This window comes from Pseudotabrizicola sp. (assembly GCF_030684215.1).
In the GTDB taxonomy this organism is placed as follows: Bacteria; Pseudomonadota; Alphaproteobacteria; order Rhodobacterales; family Rhodobacteraceae; genus Pseudotabrizicola.
Genome location: NZ_JAUXOV010000063.1, coordinates 42,619 through 56,159, shown reverse-complemented (window position 1 = coordinate 56,159; position 13,541 = coordinate 42,619). Strand labels below are relative to the sequence as shown.

The following is a 13,541-nucleotide window of genomic DNA, read 5'->3' as shown; positions in this document are numbered from 1 at the left end:
ACCCTCTTGAAACGCGGTTTTGCGCTCCCTAACTTTGCATCATCCGGGTGCCACAACGGGCCCGGATCTGACCATGGCCCGCCCCTGACCGGGGGGCCACACATTGCATCGCTTTCGAAAAGGATGACCCATGCGTAGCTTTGATCTTGCCCCACTGTACCGTGCCACCGTTGGCTTTGACCGCATTGCCGACCTGATGGATCGCGCGCTGTCTGCCGATGTGGCTCAGCCAACCTATCCGCCCTATAACATTGAAAAGACTGCGGATGATGCTTACCGCATCTCTGTCGCCGTTGCCGGTTTTACCCCTGACGAATTGTCGGTCGAGGTAAAGGAAGGCGCGTTGCACGTCACCGCCCGCAAAGCTCCCGAGCCTGAGGGCAAAACCTATCTGCACCGTGGTATTGCCACCCGCGCATTTGAACGTCGCTTTGCGCTGGCCGATCATGTCCGCGTGACGGGCGCGGTGCATGAGCACGGGATGCTGCACATCGACCTGATCCGTGAGACTCCCGAGGCGTTGAAGCCCCGTCGGATCGAAATTGGCCGCACCGCCGATGTTGAGGCGCATGCACTGTCAAGCACCACGGTCTGAGCTTTTCTGACCTGACCCAAAGCAATTGCCCGCCAGAGACAGTCTGGCGGGCCATTTTTTGCCAAGACCTCAGCGCGCCAAAGATTGCGCCAGCCGCATCAGATTGACCGCCTCTATCCGATAGCCAAAGCGGTCTTCTCCCCGGTTGGCTTCGGCCAGATCTATCGCCTGATCCCAGCCCCAATCGCCCAGATAGACCGAACCGCGAAGCAACTGGCCGAACCCGGCGATGGCGGTGGCAAAGCGGGCATCTTGCGTAACTTCGGTGCCTGCGACGATGGGAACTTCGATCAGTGCGCTGACAGTTTCACGCGGGGCCTTGTAGCGCAGGCGCAAAAAACCCAGTTCAGGCGCGTCTTCTGCAATGGCGCCGGTTGCGGCTGCATCTGCCATTGCATCGGCGACCACAGCGCCATAGCGCAAAGGATCGTGCAGCAGGGCGGGGCTGCCCGGTGCGGTCACCTCATAGAGTGCCGTTACCGCATGACCTGCGCCGATGTCACCTGCATCTACCGCGTCATTGTTGAAATCCTCGCGCCGCAAAGCGCGGGTTTCATAGCCGATCAGCCGGTATTCCGCGACCTGCGCCGGGTTCCATTCGACCTGTATCTTCACATCATCGGCAATCGGGAACAACACGCCCGTCAACTGATCCACCAGCACCTTGCGCGCTTCTTGCAGCGTGTCGATATAGGCGGCTGTTCCGTTGCCGTTCTGCGCCAACGACTGCATCACCGCATCATCCAGAGTGCCCCGGCCAAAGCCCAGCACCGACAGGTAAACCCCGGTAGACCGCTTGCGGGCGACAAAGGCCTCTAACCCCTCGGGGTCATCGATGCCGACGTTGAAATCGCCATCGGTGGCCAGCAGGATGCGGCTGACCTCGCCCGCCGCGGTCATGCTTTCGGCAAGGCGATAGGCCAGTGTCAGCCCCTCGGCCCCTGCTGTCGAGCCGCCTGCGTCCAGCCGGTTCAGCGCGGCAAGGATCGTTGCGCGTTCACTGGCCGGGGTCGGGGGCAGCACTTCGCCCGCCGATCCGGCATAGGCCACAATCGCCACCTGATCCGCAGGGCGCAATTCGCCCAGCATCAAGGCCAGTGATTGCTTTAGCAGCGGCAGTTTGTTTGGGTCGTCCATCGAGCCAGAGGTGTCGATCAGGAACACAAGGTTGAGCGGTGGGCGCGCTTCAATCTCGGGAAGTCGCCCTTGCAAAGCGATGTGCACCAATCGCGTGCCGGCGTTCCAAGGCGTTGGCATCACTGTCACGGTCGGGCGGAATGGGGCCTCTCCGACATCGGGGGCCGGGTAGGCAAAGGGGAAGTAATTCAGCATCTCCTCGACGCGCACAGCCTCGGGGTCAGGAAGATAACCTCCCATCAGACTGTCGCGGACAAAGGCATAAGATGCGGTATCCACGTCAACCGAGAAAGTGGATACCGGGGCATCGCGTGTGACCTGCACCGGGTTTGCGTCCGCATTGGCAAATTGCTCGGCGCTTTCAGGCGGCAAGGCTCTTTGGTCTGGCGCGGGCAGGCCCGAAAGTGACGGCTCTACCACCGGCGCTTCCATCGCCAGATCTGCCACGCCATCTTGTGGGGCGGCAACTTCGGCGGGGGTGGCCTTGCGGGTCATGATCGCCTCAGGCGCGGGTTCCGGCGCGGCAGCGGGGGCTGGGGCGACCGGGGTTGGTGCGGCCAGGCGTTCGGGCGGCGCCTCGGATTGCGGCAAGAACACAATCAGACCGACCGCCAAAGCGGCGGCAGAGGTTGTGGCGGCCAGCACGGGTTTCAGTTTCAAGGCATTCAGCATCTTGCGCACTCCGCTTGCAAACCCCGCCTTTGGCTGGCGGTCAGCAGTGGAACGCGGGGGATCGTTCGATCCTTGGCCGGAGAGCGCAGAATCTTCATAAGCGTCCATTGCGCGGGCCAAAGCCGCCACTTTAGCGGCAGGGTCACTGGCGGGCGCGGCTTTCAGCGCGGCTTTTAGCTTTTCAAAGTCAGGGTCGCGGGTCATGCCTTTGCCTCCTCGGCGGCCATGGCGCGCAGCCGTTTCTTTACCTCTGACATCCGCCAGGCAATCGTGCCTTCGGACAGGCCCAGCACCAAACCGGCCTCGGCCTGCGTCAACTCCTCGCCCAGAACCAGCGCCACGGTGTCGCGCAATTCGACCGGCAGCTGCGCCATCGCCGCCATCAGCCAATCTTGCGCGGCGCGGTCTTCGGCCATTGCATCCTGCCGGGCGATTTCCCGATCGCCCCAGCCATCTGCGGCACGGTTGCGCACCGCCGCACGCCGCCTTGCATCGTGGGCGGCATTGACCACCACACGGTAAAGCCATGTGGTGAACCGCGCCTCTGCCCGCCAGCCGCGCAAGCGGTGTGGCAGGGCGGCGCAGATGTCTTGCGCCAGATCTTCGGCCTCGGCCTTGTTGCCTGTCAGCCGCCAGCCAAGCGCAAAGATCCGGTCGTAATGCCGAGTCACCAGCGCCGCAAAAGCAGCGCGGTCACCGCTGGCAGCGGCCAAAGCAAGGTTTTCGTCGGGCGTTTCCATCAACATCACGATAGGTCAGACGCGGGCCAAGGGGCAATCCTTGGTGAACGTTTGGGCGCATCGAAATCAAAGTTATGGCGCATTGAAAACGGGCTTTCCACAAAGATGCGCCCCGGTCTGGGGAGGACCGGGGCGCGGGGTACGCTTTGCCATGGGGACAGTCCGGCAAAGCGCTACTCGAAACGGGGCAGGGATCAGTAGATCAGGCTGTCATAGATCCCGAAGGTGCCGGCACGGGTCTGCAACTGACGCTCGCCGCCGCTGTCACGGGCGTAGGCCACCACGGCGTTGTAGGTGCCGGGACCAAAGGCGGCGTCAATGCCACCGTTGTAATAGCCAAAGGCGCGCAGGCGGCTTTGGATCGCGCGGCGTTGCGCTACCGAATAGCTGTTGAATGACTGCGCCGCGATGGTCGAATGGACCGACGCGTTCGACCCGATCACCCGGCCACTGGTGCTGTGGTGATGATCCTGACGCGGGCGGTAGTGGTGTTGTGGCTGCGGTTGCGGATGCGGGCGATACTGGGGCTGTGGCTGTGGCTGCGGGCGATACACCGGCTGCGGTTGCGGCTGACGGGCCTGCGCATCATTGATCAGCGCGCCGATGATAACGGTGGCGGCGACGCCTTTCAGAAAGTTGCGCTCATTCTTGCCCAAGGCATGTGCAGGAGCAGCTGCAGTGATGGCAATTGAAAGCGCGGTCACGGCAGTGATAGCAGCGGTCTTTGCGGTCTTAAACATCGGGTGTCCTTTCCCATTGTATCGCGGGCTGAGCAGAGCGCCGCTGTGATGGGAAAAGATATGCGATGTTGCGCCGCGCTAGGCAAAAACGCCGCGCTGCTATGAGATAGCGTGTTTTGAATCAAGGTGTTAGCGGGCCAATTTTCTTAGGGTGCCCGTAGCTCTATCAGCCGTGGCCCGGTCTGGGGCTGTTGCAAGGTACTGCGCAGCGCGCCCGGGTCGGGCAAAAGGCTGACAAAGGGCAGCCCGCATGCCTCGGCAAAGGGGGCGAGGCTCAGCGGTGAAGGATCGCAGCCGATCACCTGTGTGCCCGCGCCCGCCATGGCCTCGGCAATCTCGCGATAGCCAGCATTGTTCCAGACGACAAAGCTGATGGGCAAGCCTTCATCGCGGGCGGTGCGCAGTTCAGCGGCGCTGAATTGTAACCCACCATCGCCAATTAAACAGACCACCGGCACGCCGGGCGCGGCCAGAGCGGCGCCAATAGCGGCACCGGGACCAAAGCCCAAGGCACCGTAGCCGGTGGCGGCGTTGAACCAGCCGCCCGCCCGGTCGTGATCGTAGAACAGGTTGGCCGCATAGACCGGCTGGGTGCTGTCGCCCACAATGATTGCGCCGGGCAGGGCGTCGCGCATCGCCTCGACCATGGCCAGTTGTGTGTGCATCGCCGGGTGCAGCCTTGCCAGTTCGGCGCGCGCGGCGATCCGGCAGGCCTCGGCCCGTGCCGAACCATCGGCCTGCCGGGGCTGCGCATCAGCCAGCGCCGTGAGTGTCAGCCCGGCATCGGCCTGTAGCCGCAGCCCGGCCGGGTGCCGGGCCAGTTGTTCGGCGCAAACGTCTATGCGGATCATGCCAGACAGGTCGGGAAAGCCGCCGCGCACATACATGTCGTAATCCGTCGGCCCCAGTTCGGTGCCCACCGCCAGCACAAGGTCTGCCCCGGCAATCAGCGCCCGCACGGCATCAAGACTGGGAGACGCCGGAACCGAAAGCGCGTGGCCAAACATCACCCCGCGCGCGTTTACCGTCTGCACGACGGGCGCATCCAAGGCTGCGGCCAGCGCCCGTAGTGGCGCTGCCGCCGCCTTCGCCCCGCCACCCGCCAGAATGACCACCCGCCGCGCGCTGTTCAGCCGGGACACCGCCTCGGCCACTGCGCCAGCATCGGCGGCGCGCAAAGCCAGCGGCACAGGGGCGGTCACGGTGCCTGCCTCCAGCGCCATCACGTCTGTGGGCACTTCGATATGCACCGGGCCGGGACGCGCGCCCAGCATCAGCGCAAAGGCCCGGTCCAGTACTGGCCCCAGCATTTCGGGCGCGCTGACCCGCAACGTTGGGCACAGCGCGCGCACCATCCCGGCCTGATCGGGCAATTCATGCAGCAGACCAAAGCCCTGACCCAGACTGTCGCGCCGGTTGACCCCTGACACCACCAGCATCGGCACCGAATCGGCGCGAGCCTGCGCCATTGCAGTCAACGCATTGGTCAGCCCCGGCCCGGTGATGACAAACGCCACCCCCGGCCGCCCCGTGACCCTCGCATAGCCATCGGCCATAAAGGCCGCGCCTTGTTCCTGCCGCGCCGTCACATGGCGCACGGATGACCCGGCCAAGCCGCGATACAGCTCTACCGTGTGCACGCCGGGAATACCGAACACCACCTCGACCCCGCGCGCCGCAAGACCCTCAACCAGACGCATACCCACTGTAGCCATCGCCTATACCCCCCGCTGTGCAAAGCGCGCAATCCGCGCTGCGGCCTCGGCCATAACCGTATCGGGCTGGGTCAGGCTGATCCGCAGCCAGCCTGCCAGCCCATCGCCGAAACTTTCCCCCGGCATGCAGGCGACGCCATCGGTCTCCAGCAGCGCCAGCGCAAACGCCTCGCCTGTCATGCCGCTTGCGCGAATGTCCAGCAGTGCAAACATCCCCGCATCGGGGCGATGCACCTGCAGGCCCGCTACACCGTCCAGCACATCGGCCAGCATCCGCGCCCGCGCCGCATAGCGTGCGGCCATCCCCCCCGCGACGGGCGAGGGCACCGCAATTGCATCTGCCGTGGCATCCGCCAGAAACGGTTGATTGCCGAACAGCATGGTTTCCGCCAAGGGCAGGGCGCGCGCGGTAAATTCGGCAGGACCCACGCACCAGCCAGACCGGAACCCTGGTGCAGCATGGGACTTAGAGATCGACGAAGCCGCGATCACCCGGTCCACCAGATCAGGATGCGACAGCGGCGAGTGAAAATCGGTGCCGTCAAACACCAACTCCTCATAGACCTCATCCGACAGGATCCACAGATCATGGGCGCGGGCGATCTCGCCCAGTGCCGCAATGTCGTCTGGTCGCAGCACCGCCCCGGTCGGGTTATGTGGGGTGTTCAGGAACAAGACCCGGCTGCGCGGCGTGATCCGTGCCGCTACATCTGCGGCCTGCATCCTAAATCCATGTTCAGGGCGCAAGGGCACCGGGACCATGGTGGCCCCGCTGGCCCGGATAACGCCTTCATAGGTGGCATACATCGGATCGCCCACCAACACCTCATCGCCCGCTTGGGCCAAGGCGCGCAAGGCCATATAAAGCACGGTCTGGGTGCCGGGCAGGCACAGGAACTGGTCGGAAGAAAAGCTGCGCCCGCGCCGCGCCGTATAGCGGTCGGCGAGGGCTTGGAGCAGCCCGGACTCACCGCGCCCGTTAGAATACCCGGTGCGCCCGGCGGTCATCGCAGCGGCTGCCACCTCTACCAGACGGGCGGGCGGCGGCGTGTCCGGCTCGCCGATCGTCAGCTCCAACACCTGCCGTCCCTCGGCCTTGAGCGCGCGGGCGCGCAGATGGACCCCCCATTTGGCCCCGCCCAAACCAGCCAGATCGTCAAGCACTGCAGCGTATTTCATGAAACCTCGGGAGGGTTGGAGGTAGGGGTATGGGTTGGCAGTGGTATGTCAAGAATGGCGGATATGGCAGTCAGGCCGATCTGCTCTATCTCGCCAGCGGCGAAACTGTCTGGCAATGTCCCGCCCTCCAGCCACAGCCCGTCAATAACCGCATTGCAGGCAATCGCCAGCGCACGCGCCTTGGCTGGATCGGACCTGCCGGGCAACGCCTGAATCAACGCCTGCAACCGGTCGCGGTAGCCCAGATAGGTCGCCTTGTGCACATCATGCATTCGCGGATCGCGGCGAACATGATGCAAAAAGCCGGCCCAAAGCCGCACACGATCGCCATCCATGACCGGAGGCCGCAGGCTGACCGCGACAAAGGCCGCAAGCTGCGCCGCCGGATCGTCGCTGATGCCTTCCGTTGCCGCCAGACTTTCCACGGTCATCCGGTCCATCAACGCGGCATAGGCCGCACGGGTCAGATCGTCTTTGGAGTCAAAATAATGCCGGATCAGCCCCGGCGAAATGTTCGCCCGTTCGGCAATCGCCCGCACCGTGGCTGCTTGCGGCCCGCCTTGGGCCAGCAAATGCAGCGCCGAGTTGATCAACGCTTCGCGGCGTTGCTCTTGCGATTCGCGGCGATAGGGGCGGCGGTCTTCAACCATAGCGGCATCCTGTTATACACCTGTATAATTGAACGACATGCTAGGACATTCCAAGCCCTGATTAAACGGAACCTCTAAAACAGGGCGGGAGGGCGCCTAGTGCTTTTTGGGGCCAGGGTCGTTGGCAACGTCCTTGTGTACAATCACATCGGCCTGCGGATAGGCCTTGAGGATCGCCCGGCGCAACCCGGCCCCAATTGCATGCGCCTCGCGCAGCGGTTGGCCGCCATCCAGTTCGATGTGGATCTGCACAAAAATCCGGCTGCCCGCAGTCCGCGTCTTGATGTCGTGATAGCCCTTCACCCCCGGCCAGTCGCGGGCGATGGACTCGATCCCGGAAATTACAACCGGGTCGGCCCGTCTGTCCATCAATGCATTGAAAGCATCGCGCCCGATCCGCATCGCGCCCAAGGCCAGCATTCCCGCCGCTGCCAGTGCCACGACCGAATCCACCGAAGTCAGCCCAAAGGCGCTTGACGCCCAAAGCGAGGCTATCGCGCCGATATTCGGCAGCAGGTCACCCAGATAGTGCAGCCGGTCCGCGGCCACCACCTTGTTGCCGGTCCGCTTTGCGACGCGCCCCTGCCACAGCACCAGCCCCAAGGTCAGCAGGATCGACACCGCCATCACCCCCATGCCGACACCTTCCCGGGACAGCGTTTCAGGCACCGGCGCCAGCAGACGTTGCACAGCCGCCACACCGATCACCCCGGCTGAAACCAAAATGAACAGCGCTTGCCCCAACGAGGCCAGATCTTCTGCCGAGGTATGACCGAAAGCGTGGTCCTCATCCGCTGGTTTTGCAGCATAAAATATTGCCGCCATCGCCATCAGGCTGACCATCAGATCCATAGCACTGTCGGCCAGCGATGCCGCCACAGACAAAGACCCGGTCTGCCCCAGCGCCCAAAGCTTCAGCATTACCAGAACCGAGGCCACACAGACCGAGGCAATCCCCGCCGACAGATTCAGCCGCGTTTGTTCGGATGCCATCTCAGCCCCCAGTGCTTGTCAGAGGGGATGCGTTACCGCACAGACAAGGTCAATGGCAAGCTGAATGACCCCAAAGCGCAGCTCTGTCAGTCGATGACCTCATCCTCGGTCACGCCCCAAAGACTGCTGACCGGGCTCCAGCCTTTCTGCCCGTTCGCCGACACCCGGCACCAGCCAGCCTTGCACCCGATCACCCGCGCGACCACGCCGCGCTCGGCTTGAAATGCTGCCAAAGACGCGGTATCGGCCCGGCTGTAAAATGTTGCGATGTCATCCGCCACCATCACCGAACGCACTCCCGACAGCAGCGCGTAATGCACCCAGCCGCCGATGCCCTCGGCATCTTCAACGCGCCGCCAATGGCCATGTTCTGCGGTGATTTTCAACGGCATCCCGACCCGTGTGAACACCCAGTCGATGCGATGCGACAACCCCGGTCCGCGCCGGGCATTGCCCTCACTTGATTTCAACGAGACATAACGCGGCAAGGGCAGGTTGGTGACGGCACCTTTGTTCGGATCGCGCGGCTCTGCCACCGGGGCGGTCGCCCGCGGGGCTGGCGGGCCAAGCGGAAGCAACGCCGGGGTGGGCGTCTGCGGTGCTGGTGCCTCTGTTGCAGCCGGGGCGGATACCAACACGGGGCGCGGTTTCGGCCGGACAACATCCGACAGCAAGGGGCTTGCCCAAGCCACCAGTGCAACGCCCATAACCAATCCTTTCAGCATAGTCTTCACCATCCGCCTGTGGCCGGGTGTGCCCCCGGTCTCTTGGTTCTGCCCATCGCACAGCCCGGCAAAGAGCTGCATATGCTCAACTTTCCGGGCTTGATCGCTTAGGGTCTTGTGCCCCGTCCCGGTTACCGTCACTTTGCCCTCAGGCAAGTGCCAAGATCAAGCCCACGGAGACCTATGATGCCCGCACAACGGCTGAGTGTTGTAGTCACGCGACGGTTGCCCGAACCGGTGGAAACCCGGATGAAGGAATTGTTCGATGTCGACCTGCGCGACCCCGACACCAAAATGTCGCGCGACGAGCTGGCAAATGCGATGCGCCGCGCCGATGTGCTGGTGCCTTGTGTGACAGATCAGATTGATGCGGGCCTGATAGGACAGGCCGGTGAGAAGCTGAAACTGATTGCCAATTATGGCGCAGGGGTAGACCACATCGACGTAGCCACCGCCCGCCAACGCGGAATACTGGTCTCAAACACACCTGGCGTGGTCACCGAAGACACCGCCGATATGACCCTTGCCCTGATCATGGCCGTCACCCGCCGTATTCCCGAAGGCCTGTCGGTGATGCAAGCCGGCGAATGGCAGGGATGGGCCCCAACCGCCTTTATGGGTGGGCGACTTGGTGGCAAGCGGCTGGGCATCCTCGGCATGGGCCGGATCGGTCAGGCTGTCGCACGCCGCGCCCGCGCCTTTGGCATGCAGGTGCATTACAACAACCGTAAACGCCTGCGCCCGGAGATAGAGGCCGATCTGGATGCCACATGGTGGGAGAGTCTAGACCAGATGGTCAGCCGCATGGACATCGTGTCCATCAACTGCCCGCATACGCCCTCGACCTATCACCTGATGAACGCGCGACGGCTAAAGCTGATGAAACCAACGGCGGTGATTGTGAACACCTCACGCGGCGAGGTGATAGACGAAAACGCCCTGACCCGCGGCCTGCGCGCCGGGGAACTGGGCGGCGCTGGGCTTGATGTGTTCGAACATGGCCACGAGGTGAATCCGCGCCTGCGCGAATTGCCCAATGTAGTACTGTTGCCCCATATGGGCAGTGCCACGCTGGAAGGCCGGATCGAAATGGGCGAAAAGGTCATTATCAATATCAAGACCTTTGCCGACGGACACCGTCCGCCTGACCAAGTGGTGCCAGGCCAACTTTGACGGGTAAAAAATAGAGCGGCTGCGCCGCGGTGTTTATCTCTCGGCTCTGGCCTACGGCCAACCGCCTCGGGCAGAGGGGCGTTGCCCCTCGCCGCCCAAAGAATGGCGGCTCACCCCAGAGTATTTGCAAAGCAGCAATTTTTAGATGGTTTGCTGCTTGGCAAATACTCCCGCGCGGAGCGCATAATCCGAGGCGGTTGGCCGCAGGCCAAAGCCGAGACCAAAAAATGCGGCGTAGCCGCTCCGCTTATCTAGCGTTCCAGCCGCGATACCAGTCGACAAACCGGGCGACCCCGTTGCGAATATCGGTGCGGGGCAGGGGGCCGACCAATGCGTTGATCAGCGTCGCATCGGCCCATGTGGCGGGCACGTCGCCGGGTTGCATCGGTAACAGGTTCTGGCGTGCCTCGCGTCCCGTGGCTGCTTCAATCGCCTTGATGAAATCGGTCAGCTGTTCGGGTGCACCATTGCCGATATTGACCACACGGAACGGAGCGACAGGGGACAGGCTGTCGCTGGGTCCGGCCTTTGCGGTTCCGGGCGCAGCAGCGATCAGTCGGCTGATCCCTTCGACCAGATCTTCGACATAGGTGAAATCGCGTTGCATATTGCCGTGGTTGTAGACGTCAATCGGGTCACCGTTCAGAATCGCTTTGGTGAATTTGAACAGCGCCATGTCCGGGCGGCCCCAGGGTCCATAGACCGTGAAAAACCGGAACATCGTGGTCGGCAGGCCGAAAAGATGGGCATAGCTGTGGGCCATTGCCTCATTGGCGATTTTGGTCGCGGCATAAAAGCTCATCGGATGGGTGGCCTGATCTGTCTCGGCATAGGGCATCATGGTATTGGCGCCGTAGGCTGACGAGGTGGATGCCATCAACAGATGCTTTGGCGGATGCGCCCTTGCGGCTTCGAGCACCTCATGTGTGCCGATCAGGTTTGACTGCACATAGGACCGCGGCTCATCGATGGAATAGCGCACCCCGGCCTGTGCCGCGAGGTGGATGATCACATCGGGGCGCAGGGCTTCGGCAAGGGTGGTCAGGCGGCCGGGGTCTTCCAGCATGCCGAGTTCAAAGGCAAATCCCTGCTGGGCTTGCAGAATATCCAGCCGCGCCTGTTTCAGCGCCGGGTCGTAATAGTTGGTCATGCCGTCAAAACCGGTCACATGCCAACCATCCGCAAGCAGGCGGCGGGCCAGATGAAAACCGATGAACCCGGCCGCGCCTGTGATCAGAACCTTGTCTGTCATAATCGTCCCCAAACCCTGTTCTGAGTTGCTTAGCGGCTTTGGGGGTGTGTGGTAAAGGGGCCGTGCGTCAGCGTCCGACGCCAAGCACGGGCCCGCGGCGCATCTGACGGGCGCCTGACAGCGCGTTGAGCGCCACCGCCGCCATCAGAACAGCGCCCCCGGCAAAGGTCCCGCGTGAGGCGGTTTCGCCCAATGCCAGAAACACCCAGACCGGGGCGAGCAGCACCTCGACCATCGACAGCAGTGTCAGCTCTGCTGCCGGAATCACCCGGCTGCCTGCGGTGTAAAGTGCCATCCCGGTCGCCAGAATGACTGCGCCCATTGCCAGCGATATTGCTATATCGCGGGCGGGCACCCAAAGCGCCTGACCCTGCACGGCCAGAACCGCTGCCGCCGCCAGCATGGAAAGCAGACCGCCCAGCACCACGGCAGGCAGCATGTCGGCCAAGCGGCCCCAGCGCAGAGCGATGGTAAAGCTGGCAAACCCCAGTGCCGACACAAGTGCGGCGACATTGCCCGCCATCGCCCCCGCTGCAAGCCCTTCGCGCACCATCACGAACATGCCCACCCCGGCCAGCGCAATTGCGGCCCATGTCGCCGGGCGCACGGATTCGCGCAAGATCAGCCAGCCAAGGATCGCGGCCAGAAACGGCGAGGCGGAAAACAGGAACACCGCATTGGCCACCGTTGTCGCCTGAAAGGCAAAGATAGCGCCGCCAAAGGCCAGCACAAGGCCAAGCCCGCCGATCAGCCCCGACCATCCGACCCGGCGCAGCGGTGCCACCACGCCGCCCGACCGCCACGCAATCACCGCCAGCAGCACCGGGATCATTCCGGCAGAACGCCAGAACAGCACGGCCCATGTGCCCGCCTGATCAATCTGCCGGATCAGCAGTCCGTTCAGCGACCACAGCAGCGCTGCCAGCAGCACCAGTTTTACACCTGTTCCATATGGCATATCCGCCCCCTGTCGCTTGCGAGGATCAAAGACCGGCAGGGCTGGGGCGTCTGTTCTATCCGCGACGTGGGGGGCGTCGCCGTTAGTAACCGGTGCGGCGATTGACCAGATGCAGCAGCGGCGCCCCTGCTTCTGCCCGGCGGATGTTTTCGGCAATCACCCCCGAAGCGCTTTCCGCGCGGGTATCGGCGGCGATATGCGGGGTGACGGTCACGCGTGGATGCGCCCAGAAGGCATGCGCGGCGGGCAGGGGTTCTACCCGGAACACATCCAGCGTGGCATGGCCGATCTGGCCCGTGTTCAGCGCAGCCAGCAGTGCTTCATCGTCGATCAGCGGCCCACGGCCTGGGTTCAGCACAACCGCCCCGCGTGCGGGCAGCGCCAGCGTTTCCGCGTTCAGGGTATTTTCCGTATCTGGCGTGCGCGGCAGCAGCGTCACCACGATCTGAGCGCCGGTCAAGGCGGCGCGCAAGCCATCCCCCCCCGACAGGCACCGCACGCCCGGCACGTCCCTGGCCGTCCGGCTCCAGCCTGTTACCGGAAAGTTCAGGCCCGTCAGTGCAGTTGCGCAAGCCGACCCAAGCGCCCCCAAGCCCAGCACTGTGACAGGCCGATTGCGCGCCAGCGGTGGCACCACCGGGGTCCAGTTGTGATCCGGGTTCACGATATGCGCGTCCATCCCCAGGTGGTGCCGCAGCGTGTGGCCCACCACCCATTCGACCATGCTTTCGGTCAGGGACGGGTCCACCATCCGGCACAAAGGCTGGGTCAGCGTGGCATTGCCGACAATCCGCTCGACCCCGGCCCACAGCGACAGCACGGCCTTGGCCCGCGTGAACGGCGTGAAATCCTGCAACGGCGCGCTGGGGGCGTAGATGATGTAATCGACCGTTTCTGGCGGCGCCTCGCGCACCAGTTGCGCATCAAGTCCGGCCTGTGCCAGCGCTTTTGGCAGTACATCGCGGTATTCGTCCCACAGGTCTGGGGCGGCGAACAGGACAGTCAGCATTGT

At 63.6% G+C, this 13,541-nt stretch carries 13 protein-coding genes; 2 read left to right on the top strand and 11 right to left on the bottom strand.

Features of this window, described 5'->3' with window-relative positions; all coding sequences use genetic code 11:
* Positions 1–130: 130 nt before the first annotated feature.
* Positions 131–595 carry an Hsp20 family protein gene (locus tag Q8K08_RS12385; RefSeq protein WP_305250262.1) on the top strand — a complete coding sequence of 155 codons (465 nt, stop codon included), beginning with the start codon at positions 131–133 and terminating at the stop codon, positions 593–595.
* Positions 596–664: 69 nt separating this feature from the next.
* Here Q8K08_RS12385 and Q8K08_RS12380 read toward each other — a convergent pair whose 3' ends face one another.
* The 8 genes from Q8K08_RS12380 to Q8K08_RS12345 form a co-directional block, all read right to left on the bottom strand.
* A complete protein-coding gene (locus Q8K08_RS12380; protein WP_305250261.1) occupies positions 665–2,608 on the bottom strand; it encodes a VWA domain-containing protein in 1,944 nt (647 codons plus the stop codon).
* Positions 2,605–3,144: an RNA polymerase sigma factor gene (locus Q8K08_RS12375; RefSeq protein WP_305250260.1), complete on the bottom strand. Its 540-nt coding sequence runs from the start codon at positions 3,142–3,144 to the stop codon at positions 2,605–2,607. Before Q8K08_RS12375 ends, Q8K08_RS12380 begins: the two co-directional genes overlap by 4 nt.
* 194 nt (positions 3,145–3,338) lie before the next feature.
* A complete protein-coding gene (locus tag Q8K08_RS12370; protein ID WP_304798467.1) occupies positions 3,339–3,884 on the bottom strand; it encodes a peptidoglycan-binding protein in 546 nt (181 codons plus the stop codon).
* A gap of 146 nt (positions 3,885–4,030) precedes the next feature.
* Complete coding sequence (locus tag Q8K08_RS12365; protein WP_305250259.1) at positions 4,031–5,599, bottom strand: 5-guanidino-2-oxopentanoate decarboxylase; 1,569 nt, start codon at positions 5,597–5,599, stop codon at positions 4,031–4,033.
* Between the two features lie 3 nt (positions 5,600–5,602).
* On the bottom strand, positions 5,603–6,778 hold the full coding sequence (locus tag Q8K08_RS12360) for a pyridoxal phosphate-dependent aminotransferase (protein ID WP_305250258.1): 1,176 nt from the start codon (positions 6,776–6,778) through the stop codon (positions 5,603–5,605).
* Positions 6,775–7,428 (bottom strand): TetR/AcrR family transcriptional regulator, encoded by a 654-nt coding sequence (locus Q8K08_RS12355; RefSeq protein WP_305250257.1) that lies wholly within the window; start codon positions 7,426–7,428, stop codon positions 6,775–6,777. Before Q8K08_RS12355 ends, Q8K08_RS12360 begins: the two co-directional genes overlap by 4 nt.
* 96 nt (positions 7,429–7,524) lie before the next feature.
* Positions 7,525–8,421: a cation diffusion facilitator family transporter gene (locus tag Q8K08_RS12350; protein WP_304799860.1), complete on the bottom strand. Its 897-nt coding sequence runs from the start codon at positions 8,419–8,421 to the stop codon at positions 7,525–7,527.
* A gap of 86 nt (positions 8,422–8,507) precedes the next feature.
* A complete protein-coding gene (locus Q8K08_RS12345) occupies positions 8,508–9,146 on the bottom strand; it encodes an SH3 domain-containing protein (RefSeq protein ID WP_305250256.1) in 639 nt (212 codons plus the stop codon).
* A gap of 186 nt (positions 9,147–9,332) precedes the next feature.
* On the opposite strand from Q8K08_RS12345, the gene Q8K08_RS12340 reads away from it, so the two are divergent.
* Positions 9,333–10,319, top strand: coding sequence for a D-glycerate dehydrogenase (locus tag Q8K08_RS12340; RefSeq protein ID WP_304799856.1), 987 nt, complete (start codon positions 9,333–9,335; stop codon positions 10,317–10,319).
* Between the two features lie 247 nt (positions 10,320–10,566).
* Here Q8K08_RS12340 and Q8K08_RS12335 read toward each other — a convergent pair whose 3' ends face one another.
* The 3 genes from Q8K08_RS12335 to Q8K08_RS12325 form a co-directional block, all read right to left on the bottom strand.
* Positions 10,567–11,571, bottom strand: a complete 1,005-nt coding sequence (locus Q8K08_RS12335; protein WP_304799854.1) for an NAD-dependent epimerase/dehydratase family protein — start codon at positions 11,569–11,571, stop codon at positions 10,567–10,569.
* A 67-nt stretch (positions 11,572–11,638) separates the two neighbouring features.
* Positions 11,639–12,529, bottom strand: coding sequence for a DMT family transporter (locus tag Q8K08_RS12330; RefSeq protein ID WP_304799852.1), 891 nt, complete (start codon positions 12,527–12,529; stop codon positions 11,639–11,641).
* 82 nt (positions 12,530–12,611) lie between these two features.
* Positions 12,612–13,538 carry a glyoxylate/hydroxypyruvate reductase A gene (locus tag Q8K08_RS12325; protein WP_304799849.1) on the bottom strand — a complete coding sequence of 309 codons (927 nt, stop codon included), beginning with the start codon at positions 13,536–13,538 and terminating at the stop codon, positions 12,612–12,614.
* Between the last annotated feature and the right edge of the window lie 3 nt (positions 13,539–13,541).

Coding starts and splice junctions, on each gene's coding strand:
- Q8K08_RS12385 (WP_305250262.1), top strand. CDS start 131: ATGCGTAGCTTTGATCTTGCCCCACTGTACCGTGCCACCGTTGGCTTT.
- Q8K08_RS12380 (WP_305250261.1), bottom strand. CDS start 2,608: ATGACCCGCGACCCTGACTTTGAAAAGCTAAAAGCCGCGCTGAAAGCC.
- Q8K08_RS12375 (WP_305250260.1), bottom strand. CDS start 3,144: ATGGAAACGCCCGACGAAAACCTTGCTTTGGCCGCTGCCAGCGGTGAC.
- Q8K08_RS12370 (WP_304798467.1), bottom strand. CDS start 3,884: ATGTTTAAGACCGCAAAGACCGCTGCTATCACTGCCGTGACCGCGCTT.
- Q8K08_RS12365 (WP_305250259.1), bottom strand. CDS start 5,599: ATGGCTACAGTGGGTATGCGTCTGGTTGAGGGTCTTGCGGCGCGCGGG.
- Q8K08_RS12360 (WP_305250258.1), bottom strand. CDS start 6,778: ATGAAATACGCTGCAGTGCTTGACGATCTGGCTGGTTTGGGCGGGGCC.
- Q8K08_RS12355 (WP_305250257.1), bottom strand. CDS start 7,428: ATGGTTGAAGACCGCCGCCCCTATCGCCGCGAATCGCAAGAGCAACGC.
- Q8K08_RS12350 (WP_304799860.1), bottom strand. CDS start 8,421: ATGGCATCCGAACAAACGCGGCTGAATCTGTCGGCGGGGATTGCCTCG.
- Q8K08_RS12345 (WP_305250256.1), bottom strand. CDS start 9,146: ATGCTGAAAGGATTGGTTATGGGCGTTGCACTGGTGGCTTGGGCAAGC.
- Q8K08_RS12340 (WP_304799856.1), top strand. CDS start 9,333: ATGCCCGCACAACGGCTGAGTGTTGTAGTCACGCGACGGTTGCCCGAA.
- Q8K08_RS12335 (WP_304799854.1), bottom strand. CDS start 11,571: ATGACAGACAAGGTTCTGATCACAGGCGCGGCCGGGTTCATCGGTTTT.
- Q8K08_RS12330 (WP_304799852.1), bottom strand. CDS start 12,529: ATGCCATATGGAACAGGTGTAAAACTGGTGCTGCTGGCAGCGCTGCTG.
- Q8K08_RS12325 (WP_304799849.1), bottom strand. CDS start 13,538: ATGCTGACTGTCCTGTTCGCCGCCCCAGACCTGTGGGACGAATACCGC.